At 47.6% G+C, this 21830-nt stretch carries 17 protein-coding genes; 9 read left to right on the top strand and 8 right to left on the bottom strand.

What is annotated here, in order from left to right:
* Positions 1-160 precede the first annotated feature (160 nt).
* The 3 genes from BMZ54_RS02625 to BMZ54_RS02615 all read left to right on the top strand — a co-directional run bounded on the left by BMZ54_RS02625 (position 161) and on the right by BMZ54_RS02615 (position 2178).
* Complete coding sequence (locus BMZ54_RS02625) at positions 161-874, top strand: pirin family protein (protein ID WP_089906587.1); 714 nt, start codon at positions 161-163, stop codon at positions 872-874.
* A 99-nt stretch (positions 875-973) separates the two neighbouring features.
* Complete coding sequence (locus BMZ54_RS02620) at positions 974-1684, top strand: HAD-IIB family hydrolase (RefSeq protein WP_089906586.1); 711 nt, start codon at positions 974-976, stop codon at positions 1682-1684.
* A gap of 125 nt (positions 1685-1809) precedes the next feature.
* Complete coding sequence (locus tag BMZ54_RS02615) at positions 1810-2178, top strand: hypothetical protein (protein ID WP_089906585.1); 369 nt, start codon at positions 1810-1812, stop codon at positions 2176-2178.
* Positions 2179-2322: 144 nt separating this feature from the next.
* On the opposite strand, the gene BMZ54_RS02610 is transcribed toward BMZ54_RS02615, so the two are convergent.
* The 3 genes from BMZ54_RS02610 to dxs all read right to left on the bottom strand — a co-directional run bounded on the left by BMZ54_RS02610 (position 2323) and on the right by dxs (position 6805).
* Positions 2323-3447: a PAS domain-containing protein gene (locus BMZ54_RS02610; protein ID WP_202909121.1), complete on the bottom strand. Its 1125-nt coding sequence runs from the start codon at positions 3445-3447 to the stop codon at positions 2323-2325.
* Between the two features lie 159 nt (positions 3448-3606).
* Positions 3607-4665, bottom strand: a complete 1059-nt coding sequence (locus BMZ54_RS02605; protein WP_089906583.1) for a ferredoxin--NADP reductase — start codon at positions 4663-4665, stop codon at positions 3607-3609.
* A gap of 214 nt (positions 4666-4879) precedes the next feature.
* Positions 4880-6805: a 1-deoxy-D-xylulose-5-phosphate synthase gene (gene dxs / locus BMZ54_RS02600; RefSeq protein ID WP_089906582.1), complete on the bottom strand. Its 1926-nt coding sequence runs from the start codon at positions 6803-6805 to the stop codon at positions 4880-4882.
* 307 nt (positions 6806-7112) lie between these two features.
* Here dxs and BMZ54_RS02595 point away from each other — a divergent pair, with 307 nt between their 5' ends.
* The gene (locus tag BMZ54_RS02595; RefSeq protein WP_089908255.1) at positions 7113-8150 is read left to right on the top strand and encodes a sensor histidine kinase; all 1038 of its coding nucleotides are present in this window, start codon (positions 7113-7115) and stop codon (positions 8148-8150) included.
* A gap of 94 nt (positions 8151-8244) precedes the next feature.
* Complete coding sequence (locus tag BMZ54_RS02590; RefSeq protein ID WP_089906581.1) at positions 8245-8973, top strand: LytR/AlgR family response regulator transcription factor; 729 nt, start codon at positions 8245-8247, stop codon at positions 8971-8973.
* A gap of 250 nt (positions 8974-9223) precedes the next feature.
* Here BMZ54_RS02590 and BMZ54_RS02585 read toward each other — a convergent pair whose 3' ends face one another.
* Positions 9224-9982, bottom strand: coding sequence for a phosphoglycerol geranylgeranyltransferase (locus BMZ54_RS02585; protein ID WP_089906580.1), 759 nt, complete (start codon positions 9980-9982; stop codon positions 9224-9226).
* A 530-nt stretch (positions 9983-10512) separates the two neighbouring features.
* Here BMZ54_RS02585 and BMZ54_RS02580 point away from each other — a divergent pair.
* Complete coding sequence (locus tag BMZ54_RS02580; protein ID WP_089906579.1) at positions 10513-13872, top strand: vitamin B12-dependent ribonucleotide reductase; 3360 nt, start codon at positions 10513-10515, stop codon at positions 13870-13872.
* A gap of 560 nt (positions 13873-14432) precedes the next feature.
* Here BMZ54_RS02580 and BMZ54_RS02575 read toward each other — a convergent pair.
* Complete coding sequence (locus BMZ54_RS02575; protein ID WP_089906578.1) at positions 14433-15137, bottom strand: Dph6-related ATP pyrophosphatase; 705 nt, start codon at positions 15135-15137, stop codon at positions 14433-14435.
* Between the two features lie 127 nt (positions 15138-15264).
* Here BMZ54_RS02575 and BMZ54_RS02570 point away from each other — a divergent pair, with 127 nt between their 5' ends.
* Entirely contained in the window at positions 15265-15852 is a 588-nt protein-coding gene (locus BMZ54_RS02570) for a hypothetical protein (protein WP_089906577.1), read from the top strand.
* 34 nt (positions 15853-15886) lie between these two features.
* Positions 15887-16366, top strand: a complete 480-nt coding sequence (locus tag BMZ54_RS02565) for a YcxB family protein (protein ID WP_089906576.1) — start codon at positions 15887-15889, stop codon at positions 16364-16366.
* Here the strand turns inward: BMZ54_RS02565 and BMZ54_RS02560 are convergent.
* Entirely contained in the window at positions 16359-16769 is a 411-nt protein-coding gene (locus BMZ54_RS02560) for a helix-turn-helix domain-containing protein (RefSeq protein ID WP_089906575.1), read from the bottom strand. The two genes, BMZ54_RS02565 and BMZ54_RS02560, sit on opposite strands and share 8 nt — an antisense overlap.
* A gap of 216 nt (positions 16770-16985) precedes the next feature.
* Here BMZ54_RS02560 and BMZ54_RS02555 point away from each other — a divergent pair, with 216 nt between their 5' ends.
* The gene (locus BMZ54_RS02555; RefSeq protein ID WP_089906574.1) at positions 16986-19370 is read left to right on the top strand and encodes an ABC transporter permease; all 2385 of its coding nucleotides are present in this window, start codon (positions 16986-16988) and stop codon (positions 19368-19370) included.
* Positions 19371-19503: 133 nt separating this feature from the next.
* Here BMZ54_RS02555 and BMZ54_RS02550 read toward each other — a convergent pair whose 3' ends face one another.
* Both BMZ54_RS02550 and BMZ54_RS02545 read right to left on the bottom strand, forming a co-directional pair.
* Positions 19504-20238: a DUF2490 domain-containing protein gene (locus BMZ54_RS02550; protein ID WP_143080884.1), complete on the bottom strand. Its 735-nt coding sequence runs from the start codon at positions 20236-20238 to the stop codon at positions 19504-19506.
* A 122-nt stretch (positions 20239-20360) separates the two neighbouring features.
* Positions 20361-21824 carry a SusD/RagB family nutrient-binding outer membrane lipoprotein gene (locus BMZ54_RS02545; protein WP_089906572.1) on the bottom strand — a complete coding sequence of 488 codons (1464 nt, stop codon included), beginning with the start codon at positions 21822-21824 and terminating at the stop codon, positions 20361-20363.
* Between the last annotated feature and the right edge of the window lie 6 nt (positions 21825-21830).

Raw genomic sequence — 21830 nt, 5'->3', positions numbered from 1 at the left:
ACGTGGGATGTTTTTTGTGTTCCTGAATATACGCATAAATTACTCCTGTCTCAACTACAAAAAGGGAATGTTTTGTACACGCTTTTCCGCTTTCCATCCATTCCCGCGGCCATTGAAAACACCGAAATTTGTATCATAAATAAAAAAGGAGATCAATTATATGGAAAAGATCATTCATCGTGCAAATAGCCGTGGATATGCTAATCACGGCTGGTTGCAGAGCTATCATACTTTCAGTTTCGCAAATTATTATCAGCCGGAGCGTATTCATTTCGGCGCCTTGCGGGTATTGAATGATGATACGGTAAAAGGTGGAATGGGCTTTGGGCAGCACCCGCACGACAACATGGAAATAGTATCCATACCTCTGCAGGGCGCACTGGAACATAAGGATAATACGGGCCGGCATGAGCGGATATTGAGCAATGATGTACAGATCATGAGCGCAGGCAGCGGCATTACACACTCAGAGTTTAATGCCTCTAAAACAGAACCGGTGAATTTTTTACAGATCTGGGTATTTCCCAAACTACGTAATATACAACCGCGTTACCAGCAACAGACCTTTGATCCTGCAGACCGGCATAACCGCCTGCAAACCGTTATTTCACCGGAAGCTAACAGCGGGGTGTTATGGATTAACCAGGATGCCTGGTTTTCATTGGGACAGTTTGATGCCGGGCAAAATGTGGAATTAACACCTGCATTACCGGGGCAGGGCAGCTATCTGTTTGTATTGAACGGGCAGCTGGAAGTAGCCGGTGAAACTCTGCAAACCCGCGATGCCATTGGTATCTGGGACTATGAAAATGCAAAGGTGAATATTACTGCACCCACGGAATTATTGCGTATTGAAGTGCCTATGCTCAGCTGAGCATCCTTCCTTTCATAAAAAAATAATATAAAGACTGGTCATAAAGGCCGGTCTTTTTTATGATACTTACTATCTTGTATACTGAGCAAACAACGGAACATGTTATTACTGGCTACAGATCTGGATGGTACTTTCCTGGGTGGAAGCCCCGGCGACCGCACCGCTTTATATGAATGGATACGGTTGCAGAAGGATCTGTGCCTGGTATTTGTAACCGGCCGCGGCCTGGCCAGTGTACAGCCTTTGCTGGATGATGCGGAAATACCCAACCCGGACTATATTATTTGCGATGTAGGCGCAACGGTGGTAAATGGCAATGACCTGCAGCCCATGCAGCCGCTGCAAAAAGACATTGAGAAAAAGTGGGCCGGGCAGGAGCTGGTGCGCACCCGTATGGAGCAGGTATCCGGCCTTACCTACCAGGAGGTGCCGCAGCAAAACCGCTGCTCTTTTTACTATGATGCCACTACCGCTATTGATGTAGCTACGCAGATAGCAGCAGAGCTGGGCTGTGATGTAATACAATCCGCCGGCCGTTTCCTGGATGTATTACCCGCCGGTGTAAACAAAGGCAGCACGCTAACACAGCTGATACAGCTAATAAACTACCCGGCCGGTAAGGTGCTGGTAGCCGGTGATACCATGAACGACCGCTCCCTGTATGATACAGGTTTCCGCGGGGTAGTAGTAGGCGAGGCAGAACCCGCGCTGGTACAGTACACCCTGCATCATATCCATGTGCTGCAAAGCCCAAACCCAGGCGCAGCGGGCATCCTGGACGGCATCAGGTGGTTTGGGAGGAATATGTAAAAAGTTTGTACCTTAGGTATGGCTTTCGCTATATACAATGGATATTGAATAAAAGCTATTGGAAATGATGAGCACTCCACTACTATTTTTTTCATCATTTAACTGCTACAAAAAATCAATACACCATGGAATTTCCAACACAGACTACCGACCTGCAGCAAATTAATTCCTGGAAAAGTGAAGTAGACCATGTGCGCCAGGATATGCGTGATATGCGCAGCAGGTTAGAAGAAATGGCACATAAGAAAACCGATGCAGAAATGCTGGCCCACGTTGAGCATTTCCAAAACCAGTTCATTTGCCAGCTGGAAGTGGCGGATGAATTGTTCCATGATCTGAAACAATCTGCCAAAAAATTATCCAACAATGTGTATGTGATACATGACGACCGTCCTGTAGCGGACTATCCCACCCTGCACGATCGTATGGAAACCTTTCAGAAACTATACAGGGAGCTAAGGCATGAATTTCAGCAATTCATGTTTAACGGATGATCCCGTCTGTTGAACAGCATTTTGCTGATCCGGCTTTAAATGAGCTTAACTAAAATTTATTGGAATAATTTGCTCAGCGCAGCTTTGAGAACATTGGAGTTGTAAGGTGTTCCTGCATGCATGTGTCAGCTCTGTTCATTGTTACTAACTACTGCTTTCCGGTCCGTGCTCAATTTCCCTCACTTTTTCTTCCAGCTTGTGAATAATATCATCCAGCTCAGAAGTGCTGGTATGCAGCCAGTTTATCAGCTGATTATTAAGCATAGGATCTTCCTGGCACTGATCTGTGAGCAATTGTGTAATGCCCAGTATAGATACTACGGGGCGCCTTATTTCATGTGAATTGATCCAGGCTATTTCACGTAATCCTTTGCCCTGTTGCAGCAGCCGCCGTATGATCCGTTGTTTTTCTATGATGGGGTCAATATCCTGCAGCAGGCCTACTATGCGCACCGCTACATTATCTTCCCGTATGATATAACCGCGGCTCAGCACATTTTTATAACGCCCGTTTGCGCACAGGATACGGTATTGTTGTTCATAGAATACATCGGTGCTTGCCATGTAGCCACGTAGGTTGTTTAATACACGCTCCCGGTCATCAGGGTGCAGCTTGTCCAGCCACCAGTCCCTGGTTTTAGCCACCACATCCGGCTGGTAGCCGAACAGGGTATACAGGCCATGGTTCCAGGTTACATAATCATTTACCGCATCCCAGTCAAAGATGGCATCTTTGGTGGCTTTGGCCAGCAGTTCATAACGGATGCCCATTTCTTTAGCTTCCAGGCTTTCTTTTATTTTTTCATCCACATCTACCGCCATGATCACGCGGGCTCTGCGGCCCCGGTAGCGCTGATCGTGTCCGTATAGCTCTGAGTAGAAGCTGGTACCGTCTTTTTTGCTGTGTTTCCAGATGCCGCGGTAATGTGCGCCATCCTGGTGCAGCCGCCGGTTTTCCACCACTTTTTCCTCTTCCTCCGGATCGCGTATATCCTTAATCGTTAGTGACAGGAATTCTTTTCTGCTGAAGCCATATTTTTCAATGGCAGCCTGGTTCACGGCCAGGAAACGCAGGGTACCGCATTCATAGATCCACATGGGAATAGGATGTGTATTAAACACATGCTGGTATTGCGCTGCATTGCGATAGCGATGGGGCAGGAAAAATAACAACCCTGCGCTTACCCCGGCAAAAGCGCCGTAAGTAACCCAGGGGGGAAGAGAGAGGAAATGGTTGCTCAGATACAACAGGTACACCCATAGGCTCATACTTGCAAGACATCCAAAGAACAGCCCAAGCGAGGCATAACGCATATAGGATTTTCGTAAAAATTAAGTCAAAATGCGCTAAGCAGCAAATAGTTACGCGAAGGCTTGAATTAGAATAATCTTTACATTATGATAATTTGAAAGATGGGGTTGAGAGCCCTACAACGCTATCACCACCCTGTCACTCACCGCATATCCTACACAGGTAAGCACAAAGCCCTGCGCCAGCTCAGCATCCGTTAGCACTTCATTCACGGCCAGCCATACCTTACCCTGTGTACATTTAGCCGTACAGGAGCCGCATACACCGCCCTTACAGCTATAAGGCAGGCTAATACCCTGCTGCAGGGCGCTGCTCAGTATATCCTGGTTACCCGGTACACTGATCTCATAAGTAGCGTCGCCTATGCGCAGCTGCACCTGCTTAAGCGATGCATCCTGCGGGCGCCCGGCCTTTTCCAGCTTTACACCGGTATTCACTACAAAGTTCTCTTTATGCAGCTGCGATTCATCGAATCCCATAAAGGTGAGCGTTAGCATCACCATCCGCATATAATCCGGCGGCCCGCAAATGAAGAACTGTGCGGCAGTACGGTCAAATGTCAGCAGCTCATTCACCATAGGTTCCAGCAGCATATTACTCAGGCGGCGGGGAATGCCTTTATCATCCGGCATTTGCTGGCTGAATAAATAAATGCAGTGCAGCTGTTGGCTAAACTGCACCTGCAGTGCCTGTAGCTGCTGAAAAAAGATAGCCTGTTGCGGGCTGGCGGCGCTGTATACCAGTGTTACACGTGCGGCGGGCTCCCGGTACAGTATGTGTTTGAGTAAAGAAAATACCGGCGTAATACCGCTGCCGGCAGCAAACAAAAAAATATGACGGGGCTGCGCGGCTATCCTGTCCAGGGTGAAGCGTCCGCTGGGCAACAGGGAGGTAATGATATCGCCCTTTTTCCAGTGGCTGATAATATAGCGGGATATTTCGCCATTCTGCTTTTGGCGGATGGTAACGGCTAAATGTGCATCAATACCCGGTGTGGAGCTTAAAGAATAAGAGCGGCGGTGGGTAATGCCGTGCAGCTCCACCAGGAAGGTCAGGAACTGGCCGGCCTGGTATACCACCGGTTCCGGGCCGGTATTTTCCAGGTAGTACGTATAGGCGTCCGGCGTTTCCTTTATAATATCGGTAATGCGTAAACGAAGATACAGTTCAGGCATGTACAAATTTACGATCTTAGATTTACGATTTTAGATTTATGGAAATAGTTCGGGAGGAGGGCTGTAAGATCTATGATTTTAGATTTATTGGGAATAGTTTGGGAGAGAGGTCTGTAACCGTAAAGGAGATAATGGACTTACGATCTTAGATCTATCAGTGCAGATTAAAAAATCGCTTCTATTAAATCTAAAATCGTAAATCTAAAATCTAAAATCAAGCTATAACAGTGATCTTGCTTTTCAGCATTTCCCGTACTTTGGCTGCAATAGCAGGCGCGTCATAACCGCACTCGCGGTGCAGCTCTTCCGGTTTGCCATGTTCTACAATACGGTCAGGAATGCCTAACATCTTCACTTCTGCGTGGTAGCCGTTCATGGCCATAAATTCCAGGATGGCGCTGCCAAAGCCGCCGGGTAAAGAGGAATCCTCTACCGTAATTACTTTGCTGAAGTTCTGGAATATTTCATGCAGCATGGCAGTATCCAATGGTTTTACAAAGCGCATATCGTAATGCGCCGGCTGCAAACCATCTGCCAGCAGCTCTTTGCAGGCTTCTGTTACAAAGTTGCCGGGGTGGCCAAGGGAAAGTATCGCAATATCTTTACCGTCGCGGATCTTGCGGCCGGTACCTATTTTAATTTCTTTGAAAGGCTGGCGCCATTCGGGCATAACACCCTGCCCGCGGGGATAGCGGATCACAAACGGCAGCTCGTTAGCTGGCAGCTGGGCGGTATACATCAGGTTACGCAGCTCCTCTTCATTCATAGGTGCGCTTACCACCAGGTTCGGAATGCAACGCATAAACGCTACATCATAAGCGCCGTGGTGCGTAGGCCCATCATCGCCCACCAGGCCGGCACGGTCCAGGCAAAAAACAACCGGCAGCTTTTGAATGGCTACGTCGTGTATCACCTGGTCGTATGCACGCTGCATAAAGGAGGAGTAAATGTTACAGAACACCCGCATACCCTGCGTAGCCAGGCCGGCAGAGAGGGTTACGGCGTGCTGCTCGCAAATACCCACATCAATGGCGCGGTGCGGCATTTTCTCCATCATAAACTTCAGGGATGAGCCGGAGGGCATGGCAGGGGTAATACCCATAATGCTTTCATTCTGCTCAGCCAGTTCTATGATGGTGTGGCCAAATACATCCTGGTATTTAGGTGGCTGTGGGGTGGTAACCGGCTTTTTAAATATTTCACCGGTTATTTTGTCAAATAGACCCGGTGCATGCCAGGTAGTCTGGTCCTGCTCTGCCAGCGCATATCCTTTACCTTTGGTGGTAACAATATGCAGCAGCTTGGGGCCGGGAATATCTTTCAGGTCCTGCAGGGTATCTACCAGCTTAATGATATTATGCCCGTCAATAGGTCCAAAATAGCGCAGCTTAAAGCTTTCAAAGAGGTTGCTGGAGCTGGATACCACGCCTTTAAACCCGGCTTCCAGCCTGGAGGCCATTTCCCGGGTAAAACGTTTGCCCACCGGCAGCTTGCCCAGCAGGTTCCACACATCATCACGCAGCTTATTGTACGTATGTGAGGTGGTAATATCCGTTAAGTATTCTTTGAGCGCGCCCACGTTGGGATCTATGGACATGCAGTTGTCGTTCAGGATGATCAGCAGGTTAGCATTGGAAACACCCGCGTGATTCAGGGCTTCAAAGGCCATACCGGCGGTCATGGCGCCATCCCCTATTACGGCAATGTGCTGCCGGTCAAATTCGCCTTTCTGCTGGGAGGCAATGGCCATGCCCAAAGCGGCGGAAATGGAGGTGGAGGAGTGGCCTACGCCAAAAGTATCATATGGGCTTTCATCGCGCTTGGGAAAACCGCTCAGGCCTTTATACTTACGGTTGGTGTGAAAATTTTCCCGGCGGCCGGTGAGTATCTTATGGCCGTATGCCTGGTGGCCTACGTCCCACACCAGCTGATCATACGGCGTGTTGAACACATAATGCAGGGCGGTGGTTAGCTCTACTACTCCCAGGCTGGCCCCAAAGTGCCCACCATGCACGCTTACCACATCAATAATGTATTGACGCAATTCTTCGCTTACCTGGTGAAGCTGCTCTTTGCTGACTTTCCGCAAATCGGCGGGATACTGTATCTGGCCCAGTAGCGGGCCGGGAGTTATGTTCATACCGGATCAGGGTGTATTATAAATATAGGCAAAAATAGCTAAAAAATGTGCAAATACGCAGATGTGCATATATGCAAATGATTGTCTGGCTTTTGCATTGATTATCAGGCCTCTCCATCGCGCATTCGCAGATCCGCCCGTTCACCTGTTTCCAGGAATTCCTATCTTCCTATTTGCCTGTTTACATATCCGCACATTGATTGTATCCACCTATCCGTACTTCCGCCCATTGATAACATTTACTTTCAGGCCGGCAGTACCGTATGGTATTTTTGAAATAAAGGAACCGTTTACTAATTTCAGATTGATGTTTAGACACATATCAAAATATTGGTGGTGCCAGATCTTGGGATGGACAGCGTATTTTGTGACCAATGTTTTTTTTGCATATTCGTATGTGGGTAAGGTTCAAACATCTTATCTGGTAGATTTTGCGATCTTAATAGCTTTTGGTTTACTATCCACCCATTTGCTCCGCAAGCTGATCAACCGGCAGAACTGGTTCCAGTACAGCTTTGAAAAGCAGGTGCTCCTGTTCTTTTGTTTAATGATCGGGTCCGGTGTTATCATTTACCTGGGTGCTACGCTGGTAGGTAACCTGCTGCGCCCGGAATCCAATAAGTTATTCACCCGCCGGCAGGTAGTGGGCGGGCTATTGTCCAACTTTCTCATTACCTCCATCTGGTGGCTTATTTACTTTATCTGGCACTACATAGACCGGAGCCGGAATACGCAGCTGGATAAGCTAAAGCTGGAAAGCACCGTTAAAGAGCTGGAGCTGAAAACCATTAAATCACAGCTGAACCCGCACTTTATTTTTAATGCATTAAACAGCATACGGGCCCTGGTAGATGAAAATCCACAGCGGGCCCGCACTGCCATTACAGAGCTGTCTAATATTCTGCGCAGCTCCATGCAGGTGGAAAAGGTAGAAACCGTAAGTTTGGAGAACGAATTGAATATTGTAAAAGATTACCTGGCGCTGGAAAACATCCGCTTTGAGGAAAGGCTGAAGGTGCAGTATGATATTGACCCGGAAACGCTGGAGCTGCCTATACCCCCGCTCATGTTGCAAACCCTGGTGGAAAATGCCATTAAACACGGCATATCACGGGTGGTGAACGGCGGCGTGGTGCGCATTAGCTCCCATATGCGGCAAATGCAGCATGAGCTGACCATTGAAAATACCGGGCAAATAATGGGCAACATCATTAACGGGCAGGGGTTTGGCCTGCAAAGCACCCGGCAGCGCTTAAGCCTGTTGTTTGGCCGCCGCGCCTCTTTTGACATTTATAACAAGAACGAACAAACGGTAGAAGCAAAAGTGCTGATGCCCTTAATATAAGCGGTGGCTTTTAGCTATTAGCCTTTAGCCATTAGCGTGAATTACGCAGCAAAGCTGATAGCTGCCAGTCATCAACCAAACAAATAGTTTTAAGATGAAGAAAGCATTAATAATCGATGATGAACGCCTGGCCAGGAGCGAGTTAAAGAAACTGCTGGCTGATCACCCGGAGATTGTGATCGTAGGGGAAGCGGTGAATGCAAAGGACGGATTGGAAAAGATTGAAACCCTGCACCCGGACCTCCTGTTCCTGGACATCCAGATGCCGGATAAAACAGGGTTTGATCTGCTGGCGGAGCTGGAAAGAACGCCCCAGGTGATCTTCACCACCGCCTATGATGAACATGCCCTCAAAGCTTTTGAGTACAATGCGCTGGACTACCTGTTAAAGCCGGTGGAGCCTAAACGCCTGGCAGATGCCATTCACAAGCTACACCAGCAGGAAGAAAAGGAGCGCCAGGCCGCCGTAGGCGGCATCCGTAATATACTTTCTGAGAACGACCAGGTGTTTGTAAAGGATGGCGATCGTTGCTGGTTTGTAAAGCTGCAGGAAATACGCCTGTTTGAAAGCGTGGGCAACTATGCCCGGGTGTATTTTGAGAATAATAAACCCCTGATCCTGAAATCATTGAATGCGCTGGAGGAGCGCCTGGATGAGCGTACTTTTTTCCGGGCCAACCGCAAGCATATTGTGAACCTGCGCATGATAGAAAAAATAGACACCTACTTTAACGGAGGGCTGCTGCTGGAAATGAGGGGCGGGGAAAAGATTGAGGTGAGCCGCCGGCAGGCTGTGAAGTTTAAGGAGATGATGAGCCTTTAATGCAAGTTGGCAGTCTGCAGTGGGCAGTTGGCAGTCAGAAGGCAGGTACATCAAGTAAAAGACTGTTAGTGCAAGTTGGCAGTTTGCAGTGGGCAGTTGGCAGTCAGAAGGCAAGCTCATAAAGTAAAAGAGCTGTTACATTATCGCAATGTAACAGCTCTTTTTATTTAAAATATCTTTTTCCCGAATTATTCTTTCACTGACTGCCAACTGCCCACTGCAGACTGCCAACTAAATCAGCAACTGCCAACTATTTCACGATCAGCGGTGCCGAATGCACTGCATTTGCGATCTCTTTTATCAGGGAAGTATCTTTTTCAATAGCATTGCCTACCACAATCACATCAGCGCCTGCTTTACAGTTCAGGTAAGCCTTTTCCGCATCCCGGATACCGCCGCCCACAATAATAGGCACGGTTACCTGGCTGGCTACACGGGCAATCATGCTTTCGCTGATGGCATCCCGGGCGCCGCTGCCGGAATCCATATATATCAGGCGCTGGCCCAGCATTTCACCGGCCATAGCCGTACACATGGCTATATCATCCTTATCGGAAGGAATGGGAAAAGTATTACTAATGTAGGAAACCGTAGTGGGAACGCCGCCATCTATCACCATATACCCGGTAGGGATCACTTCCAGCCCGCTTTTTTTCACAGCTACTGCAGATACTACGTGCTGGCCTATTAACAGGTCGGCATTACGGCCGGATATTACGCTCAGGTATAATAACGCATCAGCATACTGGGATACCTGGCTGGGGCTACCGGGGAACAATATCACGGGAATATCGCAGCTGGCTTTAATACGCTGTACACACTCATCCAGGTGCTGGGTAATTACCAGGCTGCCGCCCAGGAATATATAATCCACCTGCGCCGCCGTACACTTTTCTGCCAGGTCGGTGATACCCGCAGGCGTAACCTTATCCGGATCAATCAGGACGGCAAATGACTTTGTACCTTTTGCTTTTCTTTCAGCGAAAGAAGTGTATAATTTTCTGTACATCAATTAATGCGTTGTTCCGGTTGTCGCAAATGTATAAAAAAATTGGTAATAAGTGACAGCTCATATTGTGGAATAACCGAATATGCATAAGGCTCATTTTTCATGAGAAAGGGCATTCTCCGATGGTAACAACCGGGCTGTTAATTAACATTTATAGCAATGTTTGGGCCATTTTTTGTTTATACACACCTTGTCAAAATGCTGATACTGAGCCACTTTTAGCTGATTTTATTGTGGCAAAAGACTTTCCCGGGCCATAGCCGCCCATCCGGCATATTATCCACAAGCTGTTAATAAGAAAAGCAAGGTATCACGGATTTTAAAAATTAATTTTAAAGTACCTCAACAAGCATTGAAAATTCGATTGTTAAATCCTCCAAACATTGGGATATGTAACCGAGCATGCAGGCCTTTTTCACCCCTGAAAACAGCCGCCCGAAGCGGGTCGCACAAGAAAAGAGTACAATAAAAGGAGTGTGAATAGTGAATGCAAGGTTCCGTCCGATCAATGGAACAAACTTATAAAACGGATGAAGCATACCAGTAACCAAAGCGGGCTTGTATTTTCCCGCCATTTTACCCAGGAAGGTAAAAGCCCCTATGAGCAGTTTGAATACGAGTTCCGTTCGTCGGTGATCCGTAACCCTGGTGGTGATGTGGTGTTTGAAATGAACAATGTAGAAGTACCTAAGGCCTGGTCCCAGATAGCAACAGACATACTGGCGCAAAAATATTTCCGGAAAGCGGGCGTACCCCAGCCGGATGGCTCCAAAGGCCGGGAAACCTCTGTAAAACAGGTGGTGCACCGTATGGCTAACTGCTGGCGTGCCTGGGGCGAGCGGGGTGGTTATTTTGCCAGCGAAAAAGATGCCCAGGTGTTTTATGACGAGCTGGCGTATTGTATGCTTAACCAGGGTTGTGTTCCTAACTCCCCGCAATGGTTTAATACCGGCCTGCATGAAAGCTATGGCATTACGGGTAAGCCCCAGGGCCACTATTTTGTGAACGCCAAAACCGGCGAGCTGGAAAGATCTACTTCCGCCTACGAGCGCCCCCAGCCTCATGCGTGTTTTATTTTAAGCGTAAGCGATGACCTGGTGAATGATGGCGGTATTATGGACCTGTGGGTACGGGAAGCCCGGATCTTCAAATATGGCTCCGGCGTAGGCACCAACTTCTCCCACATCCGGGGCGAAGGTGAAAAGCTGAGCGGCGGCGGCACTTCCAGCGGCTTAATGAGCTTTTTGAAAATAGGCGACCGGGCTGCCGGCGCTATTAAATCTGGCGGCACTACCCGCCGGGCAGCCAAAATGGTATGCCTGGACCTGGATCACCCGGAAATAATGGATTTCATTAACTGGAAGGTAGAGGAGGAAAAGAAGGTAGCTGCGCTTATTAACGCCGGTTATTCCTCAGATTACGAGGGCGAAGCATACCGCACCGTAAGCGGCCAGAACTCCAATAACTCCGTACGCATACCCAACAGCTTTTTTCACCGCCTGGCGGAAGATGGTGACTGGGAGCTGAAAGCCCGTATGGACGGCCGTACCATGAAAACAATAAAGGCCAAAGACCTGTGGGACCAGATTGCCTATGCTGCCTGGCGCTGCGCAGATCCCGGCACCCAGTATGATACCACCATTAATGAATGGCATACCTGTCCCCAGGGCGGACGCATTAACGCCTCCAATCCCTGCTCAGAATACATGTTCCTGGATAATACGGCCTGTAACCTGGCATCCGTAAACCTGCGCCGTTTCTTTAATGAAGAAAAAAATGAGTTTGACGTAGCCGGTTTTGAATATACCGTGCGCCTGTGGACCGTGGTGCTGGAAATATCCGTGCACATGGCCCAGTTCCCCTCCAAAGAGGTAGCGCAACTAAGCTATGAATACCGCACCCTGGGCCTGGGATATGCTAACCTGGGCTCTATGTTAATGGTAAGCGGTATTGCATATGACAGTGAGGAAGCAAGAGGTATTGCAGGCGCTATCACCGCTATTATGACCGGCATCTCCTACAAAACATCTGCAGAAATGGCCGGCCACCTGGGCGCTTTTCCCAAGTATGCAGAGAACCGGGAGGATATGCTGCGTGTAATGCGTAACCACCGTGCAGCTGCGTATGATGCTATAGATGCCTATGAAGGCATTGAAATAAAACCCCAGGGTATTAATGCCCGCTACTGCCCCAACTACCTGCTGAAAGCAGCCACCAAAGCCTGGGACGATGCAGTGCAGCTGGGTGAAAAAAATGGCTACCGCAATGCGCAGGCCACGGTAATTGCACCTACCGGCACTATTGGGCTGGTAATGGATTGTGATACCACCGGCGTGGAGCCTGATTTTGCGCTGGTAAAATTCAAGAAGCTGAGCGGCGGCGGTTACTTTAAGATCATTAACCAAAGTATTCCTACCGCTTTACAGAACCTGAAATATAAGCCCAATGAAATAAAAGCCATTGTGGATTATGCCAAGGGCGCCGGCAGCTTTGCAGGAGCCCCTTATATCAACCACCAGTCATTAAGCGAAAAAGGATTTATTGCAGAAGAAATGAAAAAGCTGGATACTGCAGTAGCATCCTCTTTTGACATTGCTTTTGTATTTAACGTATACACCCTGGGCGAAGAATGCCTGCAGCGCCTGGGCTTTACACCGGAGCAGTATTTTAACATGGAGTTTAGCCTGCTGCATGAGCTGGGCTTTACCGATGAACAGATAGAAGCTGCAAATGATTATGTGTGCGGCACCATGACGGTAGAAGGCGCGCCCTACCTGAAAGCAGAGCACCTGCCTATTTTTGATTGCGCCAACAAGTGCGGTAAAAAAGGCGAGCGTTTTATTCACCCGCATGGCCACATTCGTATGATGGCCGCTACGCAACCGTTTATTTCCGGCGCTATCTCCAAAACCATTAACCTGCCTAATGAAGCAGTGGTAGCGGAAATAGAGGATGCCTATAAATTAAGCTGGGAGCTGGGCCTTAAAGCTTGTGCCCTGTACCGCGATGGTTCTAAGCTGAGCCAGCCGCTGAGCAATAAAAGCGATAAAAAGAAAAAGGCAGATGCAGTGGCAGACGAAGCAACTGCTGCACCCGTAGCCGCATCACAGATCATAGATCTGAATGAGCTCACGATCGATGAGCTGCTGGAAGAAGTGAGCAAGCGTATGCAAGCCAGCCCCGATACTACACTTAAACGCCAGCTGTCGCGCATTATAGAACGCAAAACATTACCGGCCAAACGCCGGGGGTTTACACAAAAAGCCAAGGTAGGCGGGCAGGCTATTTTCCTGCGCACAGGCGAGTATAATGATGCCACGCTGGGCGAGATATTCATAGACCTTGCAAAAGAAGGATCTACTTTGCGCAGCCTGATGAACTGTTTTGCCATAGCTGTTTCTGTAGGATTGCAATACGGGGTGCCGCTGGAGGAGTTTGTAGATAAATTTGTGTTCACCCGTTTTGAGCCGGCTGGTATGGTGGACCATCCGAATATTAAGTCCGCCACTTCGCTGATCGATTACATATTCCGGGTATTAGGGTATGAGTATTTAGGCAGAACTGACCTCGTACATGTATTGGATGCACCCGGTAATACCGGTGAGGAGGATGAAGAAAATGAGCAGGCGGCAAGACCCGCATTATCTAATGTGCATGTTACCTTTTTAACAGGGGGTACTGCCTCTAATAATAATCCGGTTGCAGGGGCTAACAAATCGCAGAAACAACCGGCGCTTGCCAAGCAGGCATCCGGCGAAAGCAGCACCCAGGACTACATGCGCAGCATGCAGAGTGATGCGCCTGCCTGTAATACCTGTGGTCATATCACGGTACGATCCGGCACCTGTTATAAGTGTTTGAACTGCGGAAACAGCATGGGTTGTAGTTGAATATCAGCCTACTAGCCTTGTTAATGATTTGTTATTCCGCACCGAAAATTTCAACATAAAATAACAGGAACTTACATTTGTATTCAAATAGGGTTTTCATAGGATAGTAACAAATTGAGGGCGCTTTTCTAGGCGCCCTTACCTTTTATACAAAAGTTACCCTCTCTCTCCTTAAAAGATTATTATAGCATATACGTAATTGATTAGATGATGGTTTAAGTTCAAACCATCACTGAACGGCGCTTTACTACTATCGTTTTATTAATTCTTTGCTTATCATATCAATAGCTTAACACGTTTCGTGTATTTTCAAAAACATCCTTCTTATTTATTTTATTTTTAATATTAGCTGACTTCTTTGGATATATTATAAATCTTTAACATTCCTATAACACTATAGGGTTTTTTTATATATTTGTACCGTATTAATTTTTATTATGGTTACTGTCCTATGAAAAACCAAATATTTCTACAAGCGTGACTCTTCATGCACTGTAAATGACTCTCGAAAGCAATGGATAAAACCATTGCTTTTGTTTTTTCAGGGTTTTCCAGAAAGCCTATTCAGGTGGTAAGAGTTCTTTAAAAAAGAAGCGGCTGTCCCAGTTAGGGTGGGTATCCCCGTCCGGCTGGTAGCTACGTTCTACGGTTTCGCCCGGGCTAAAGGCCACCGGCGCCTTAAATAAAGGGCCATCAAACACAAAGGTGTGAAACTCACCGTTTTCCCCGCAGGGGTCTACATCAGCCGGCAGGTCGGCCAGGAACTGTTCATCAACCAGCCGGCCGGCAAAGCTGCTATCCAGGTAGCGGGCATTGGCGCATACCACTACCGCTTTAAAGCCCGCCTGTATCATTTGCAGCACCAGCTGGCGGCTATCCTGCTTCCAGATGGGAAACACGGCCTGCATACCTATACGGGCCAGCTGGGCCTCCCGGTATAAGCGCAGGTCGTCCAGGAAAATATCTCCAAAAACAGCATGCTGAATACCTTCCTGCACCATGGCTGCCATTTGTGCCTGCATCATCGCATTATAATCCTCCATGGAGGCATGCTCCTGTAAATAGGCTTTTTTCAGGGGAATATTCACCTGGCGGGCCTGTTCATCCAGCAGGGCCTCCCGCACCCCATGCATGGATACCCGGTTAAAGCCCGCATTCAGGGTGGTGAACAGGTAGCGTACATCATACAATCCCTGCTGTTGCAGGGTCCAAAGAGCAAAACAGGCATCTTTACCGCTGCTCCAGTTCATAAAGGCAGGTATCATAGCACTTGATAAATTGTAATGGATGGGTCCGGAATGTTAAATATTGTTAATTGTAAATGTAGCGTCATTTTGTTTTTTGGGATTTATAAATTGTATTTTGTATTTTTAAAGTTGAAAATTTACCTATATGAGACCAGGCAAACCCTCCTTATCACTGCAACGTATGAGTACCATGCGTGGTTTCATATGGATATTACTGCCGGTAGCAGCCCTGTTATTCACCGCGGTTACCACTTATGCCAACGATGGGCATAAAGAAAAGGATAAGGACAAGTGTCCGGAGAAATGTGATAATAACGGCGATAAATCTGCCAGCAGCAACAAACCCACTCCCACCATTAATAAAATACCTACAGCCATAAAACCCAGCCGTGTAGAAGAATACGTGTGGATGCTGAACCGTGAGCCTGAGGTAGAGGATGGTGAGCTGGAAAATGCCGTGGTGGACCTGTACAAATGGTACCTGCAAAATGAAACCAGGATCAATAACAATGATTATCTGAAAGGCGGTGGTAAATCACTGGTATTTCCTTTTAAGATAGATGTAAAAACCTTACAGCAATACTTCCAGTTCATTAAAAATAACTTCCCGGGTCTGAATGAAGATGACCTGGATACCAACACCAAGAAAATACTGGCCAACCGCAAGAAATACGCGCCGGTTACAGAAAGGGACGACATGGAAAACCCCATGTCAATCGCTGTTCCCAAATAGTTGAAGAACCTAAAAAACTGTTGCCTGGCCAATAATGTATGTAGAGTTCAGCTATAACAAAGAGGATGTATTGACCGCATTACGCTATCATTTTATGCAGCGGGGGGAAGTTAAAGTATACCGCATCACCCTGGCTATTCTGCTGCTGATCACACTCATGGGCTTTTTCTTTAACGTAGTTACTCCCAGCGCGCTTATTGGCATATTTGTGATGGTAGCTATTATTATATGGGCCTTCTGGTACCTGCTGCCACTCTCTACCTACAACAAAGCCGCTACCTTTAAAGATGAAATAAAGCTGGGTTATTCGGAAGAGGGCTTACTCATATCTACCCGCACCAGCGATCACCAGCGCCAGCTATACTGGAATAATTTTACACGGCTGGTGGAAACGCGTAAATTCTTTTTCCTGTACCGTGATAAAAAATCCTTTCTGCTTATACCCACCAGCGCGTTTGAGAACGATGCGGCGCGTAATACTTTCAGCAATCTTGTAAAAGGAAAAATTAACTAGCTATACTAACCGGCACGGCTACCCTTACCGGTACAGCTTTCCCTGTTGGTACAGCTGCCTGCTGGCGGTATTTTGAAGGAGTAACACCTGCAAATGCCTTAAACCATTTGGTGAAGTTGGAGGGATCGTATGTGAGGGTGTAGGCTACATCTGCCACGGAATGCTGCGGGTTCTGCAACATTATTTTAGCCTGCTCCATAATCTTTTGCTCATAAAAAAAACAGGGGTGGTGGCCGGTATGCTGTTTTATTACAGTGCTCAGGTGTGTAGGATGAATAAAGAGGTGCGCAGCTATATCCTGCAGCTCATACATGCGGTCTGTTCTGCCGCTTATCAGGTCATCCAGGTGGGTATCGATAATCTCCAGGTAATGCTGAAAGATCTCTTCATTTCTACTCATCATACCATTGCATTTAAAAGTTAAGCACAAAGTTCGGTAAATTAAATGATGTGCAAATGGTGAGCATTTAAGTATTTGCCTGTCCGGAATTGAACACTTTTTGTACTGAAAGCGGACATAACCGGCGTAAATATATTATTAACCTGTTGATTACGAATGCTGTAATAAACGGGCATCCTGCTTGGGACGGGTAGGGTCTACTCTTAAAACCATTGGCGCATGTTCAAAAACTACCTGAAGGCTGCCTGGCGCAATCTGTTAAAGAACAAGGCACACTCCTTCATTAATATTACCGGCCTTTCTGCAGGTATGGCGGTGGCCATGTTAATTGGCCTCTGGGTCTGGGATGAGGTAACGTTTAATCATTACCATAAAAATTATGACCGCATTGCCACATTAAAACAAAACCAGCTGCTGAATGGTGGTATTGATACCTGGCAATCTATGCCTTACCCTATTGGAGATGCACTGCGCAACAGTTATGGTAATTACTTTAAGCATGTGGTAATGTCATCATGGACACAGCCACATTTACTGACCGTGGGAGATACGCGGATCATGAAAAATGGGAACAGCATGGAGCCTGAAGCGTTGGATATGCTTAGCCTGAAAATGCAGCAAGGCACCTACGCTGCGCTAAAAGATCCTTATTCCATTGTGCTCTCTGCCTCTTTGGCCAGGACGTTGTTTGGCGATGCCAACCCAATGGATAAGCTGATTAAAATTGATAATAAGGACGAATTAAAAGTAACCGGTGTGTATGAGGACCTGCCGGCTAATACTTCCTTTGCCAGCACTACTTTTTTCCTGCCCTGGGAATATAAGCTGATCACTGATAAATGGATCAGGGAAAATCCAAATCCCTGGGGCAGCAACGGGTTCCAGGTATTTGTGGAGATGGCAGACCATATGGACATGGCGCAGGTATCCCGGAAGATCCGCAATATACGGCTGGATCATCAACAGCCGGATGAACGCAAATTCCATTCTCAGATCTTCCTGCACCCTATGCGTAAATGGCATTTGTATGAGCAGTTTAAACAAGGGGTTAATACCGGCGGCCGTATTCAGTTTGTATGGCTGTTTGGTATTATTGGTGTGTTTGTGTTATTGCTGGCCTGCATTAATTTCATGAACCTGAGCACGGCCCGCTCTGAGAAACGGGCGAAGGAAGTAGGTATCCGCAAAGCCATTGGCTCATTCCGCCTGCAGCTGATCTGGCAGTTCTTTGGTGAATCTTTAATGATGTCGGTGATCGCATTTGTACTGTGCCTGATACTGGTGCAGTTAATGCTTCCCTTCTTTAATGAAGTGGCAGATAAAAATATAAGCATGTTATGGGGCAGTCCCTTGTTCTGGCTGGCAGGAATTGGCTGCACTGTTATTACCGGCCTGGTGGCCGGTAGCTACCCGGCGCTGTACCTGTCGTCTTTTCAGCCGGTAAAGGTATTAAAAGGAACTTTCCGGGTGGGCCGTTTGGCTGCGGTGCCCCGCAAAGTGCTGGTAGTGGTGCAGTTTACGGTATCTGTTGTTTTGATCATTGGTACTATTGTCATTTTCCGGCAGGTGCAGTTTGCCCGTGACCGCCCGGTAGGTTATAACCGGGATGGTTTGGTAAGTGTAGACCTGATGGCCACGGAGGTAGCTGACCATTTTGAGGCGGTAAAACACGCATTACAAAGTAACGGCGCGGTAACAGAGATTGCGCAGGCAGAAAGCCCTTTAACACAGGTATGGAATACTAACGGCGGCTTTGATTGGAAGGATAAAGATCCCAGCCTGTCTGTTGATTTCCCAACCACCGGTGTTTCCCCTGAATTTGGCAAAACTATAGGCTGGCAATTCAAAGAGGGCCGTGATTTTTCCCGTGAGTTTGCATCTGATTCTGCTGCTTTTGTTTTGAATGAAAGTGCTGTAAAATTTATGGGGCTTAAAAATCCAGTTGGTGAAATTATTAAATGGGATGGAATGTCCTTTCATGTGATCGGGGTGATTAAAGACATGATTGTAGAATCACCTTACGCACCGGTACGGCCATCTGTTTTTTGTATAGCCAAGAACCCTAATAATTTTTTGATCCTGCGCCTGAACCCTGCTGCCAGCGCTACGGAAGCGCTGCGTAAGATTGAAGCGGTATTTAAACAATATAGCCCTGCCGCTCCCTTTAGTTACAAATTTGTGGATTTGGAGTATGCCCGAAAATTTGAAAATGAACAACGCATTGGTAAACTATCCAGTGGGTTTGCTATACTGGCTATTTTCATTAGCTGCCTGGGGTTATTTGGTATGGCCACTTTTATGGCAGAGCAGCGTACCAAGGAAATTGGGATACGTAAAGTAATGGGCGCCTCTGTGCTGAATGTATGGACCCTACTATCAAAAGATTTTGTAATGCTGGTAGTGATTGCCCTGCTGATAGCTGCGCCCCTGGCCTATTTCGGCATGTATAAATGGCTGCAGCATTATGAATACCGTTCCGGTATTGCCTGGTGGATATTTGCGGTAACCGCTGCCGGCGCAGTGATCATTACCTTACTAACCGTCAGCTACCAGGCCATTAAAGCGGCGTTAATGAACCCGGTAAAAAGTTTGAGGTCGGAGTAGTCCATGGTCCATAGTCGATGGTCCATGGACTATTGCGTTATAATTATAGTACGGGGGATTTATGTTTTTGCATATTGTTGTAAAACAGATATTGACGATCTATGCAATGGACTATGGACGATCGACTATGGACCTATAGCATAAACTCATGTATCACTGAAAAGTGCACAATATGGTTCATAGCCTTGTCGCCGGAAGCAAATTGCTGGTAATGGTTCATATACCCTACTTCCACCTTCAGGTTAGGTTTTACGGAATAACCGGGCGCTATTAAAAAGCGGTTTTGGTCTATAAATTTATCATTGATCTCGCTGCCCCAAAGGTTCATGAACAGCTCATTTTGCAGGGCTACATAAAAACCGGTAGGCTCTTTTTCCTTCTTCACCGGGAACAGGGTACGGTTAAAATAACGGGCACGGTTACCGTATTTCCAGTCTGTTAATTTCAGATCGCCATTATTGCCGGTGCGGGTTTTTTGCCCGCTCCAGCGCTGTTCCAGGCGCGCACGGTGTGTCATGTTAAACACGCCGGGCTTTTCCATTTTATAAATGAACTGCTCAAAAATGCGGTGCTCCGGCTGGTAAGCATCCAAAGCAGGGCTATAGGTAGGTATATGGGCGTAACCGACCAGGTAACCTGTTTTTTTGTTAGGCATATACTGCAGGCCGCCCCGCATCATGATCTGGCCTTTAGTGCTGATGCCATCGCGCATACGGAACTGCACATCAAAAGGTACTGACCAGTGTTTGTTAATGCCGGCTGTACCAAAATACGTGTACCAGTTGTAATAATAATGCGTAAGCGATTGCGCCTGCAGGCCCGCATACAGGCCCTGCAATAAAAACAGTACAAATAATAGTTTTCTCATCAGCTTCAAAATTCAGGAGCTTAAAGATAATAGAAAAAAGCTGCAGGAAAAGTAAAGGGCCGTTCTGTTGTTAGCAGAACGGCCCTGATATTTGAACAGTGCCTCCCCCAAGTGATAATTGGCTACTGTTTATTCCACCACAGTTTAGTTTTCTTGGTATCGCCGCCTATGGCGCTGGCTGCAGCGTCATAGCTGGCTTTATTCTGCTGCTGCTCACTTACCAGGTAAGTAAGGCGGTAAGGCACATAGCTTACATTCGGGTCCAGCGAACCATCTAGCGGGGCACGGAACAGGCTGTCGCCGCCGGGTTTCTGGAAGTTCAGGCGGGTTCTTTCAAACCAGCCCTGGAAGCCCTGCGGGTATAGCGCCAGCCATTTCTGAGAGCCTATTACATTGCGCCAGTCGCCAGCTACATAGGGTACACGTGCCAGGTAATTGGCTATGCTGTCTGCATTGCTTATGCCCCAATATTCCATAGAGGCTTTTACGCCGTTCTGGTAGTGGGTAGCTGCATCGCCGGTAGCCATACCGCGGGCAGCTGCTTCCGCCAGTATAAACTCTACTTCAGGGTAGGTCATCAGAATGCCCGCCATGTCTGCAGCATATATACGTTTGCCGGGGTATGAATAGTTCACCGGCGGCAGGCGGTTAGGATTGGTTTCTGATGTACCATAAGCCAATCCGCGGTAGGTACTGTCTGCAGCTTTACGCGCGTAGATACCCAGGCGCGGATCTGTTACACTCTGCATATAATCTACCAGCGTGGCAGTTACAAAAAATTCTGACAACGGTCTTTCAGATTCGTTGTAAGGAAATTTATTGGGCGCTATGCCCAGGTACTGGAACTGTGCATTATCTGCATTGCTGGTCATAGCTTTGGCGAAATTGGCTTCTATCGCGGCTTTGGCAGCTGCAGGGTCGGCATCTGCCATGCGAATGCCCAGGCGTAAAATTAAAGAGTAAGCCAGTTTTTGCCAGGCCGCTACATTCCCGTTGTACAGCACATCACCGGCGTCAAAGCTGGCCAGGGAAGGGTCCATGCCGGCAGCCTGCATAGCCAGGGTATCTATCAGGGACTTATAAATGGTTTTGGCATCATCATACGCTGGGCGCAGGTTATTTTCATTCAGCTTAAATGCCTGCGTGTAGGGCACGTTACCATACGCATCTGATAAGAACTGTATGATCCATGCTTTCAGGATCTGTGCAATGGCAATCTGGTTCTTCGAATTGGCAATGGGTGTTGCGCGGTTCATCTGTATGATCTGATCCAGGTTATGGAGCGATACGCTGTACAGGTTATCCCATAGCCCGCCGTTAATGCCTTCATCCAGCAAATAACGGCTGTCGTTAGCCTTATCATTCCCGGTCCAGTATTGTGCGTAAGGCATGCCTATACGGCCGTTCTGCGGGCCGGCGTAGAGGATATCCATGGCCGATTTCTCAGCGCCGGTCAGCAAATACTGCGGCTGCGTAGTGGTGGGCTTGGTAGGATCGTGATTAATATCTTCCAGTTTTTTGCAACCTGCTATCGCCAGGCAACTCAATAAAAGATAGCAGCTATATTTTAAATATCGTGTAAGCATCTCCGT

Origin of the sequence: Chitinophaga rupis, assembly GCF_900109685.1 — a bacterium.
GTDB lineage: Bacteria > Bacteroidota > Bacteroidia > Chitinophagales > Chitinophagaceae > Chitinophaga > Chitinophaga rupis.
The sequence above is the reverse complement of the archived record's forward strand: the minus strand, read 5'-3'. Positions and strand labels throughout refer to the sequence as shown.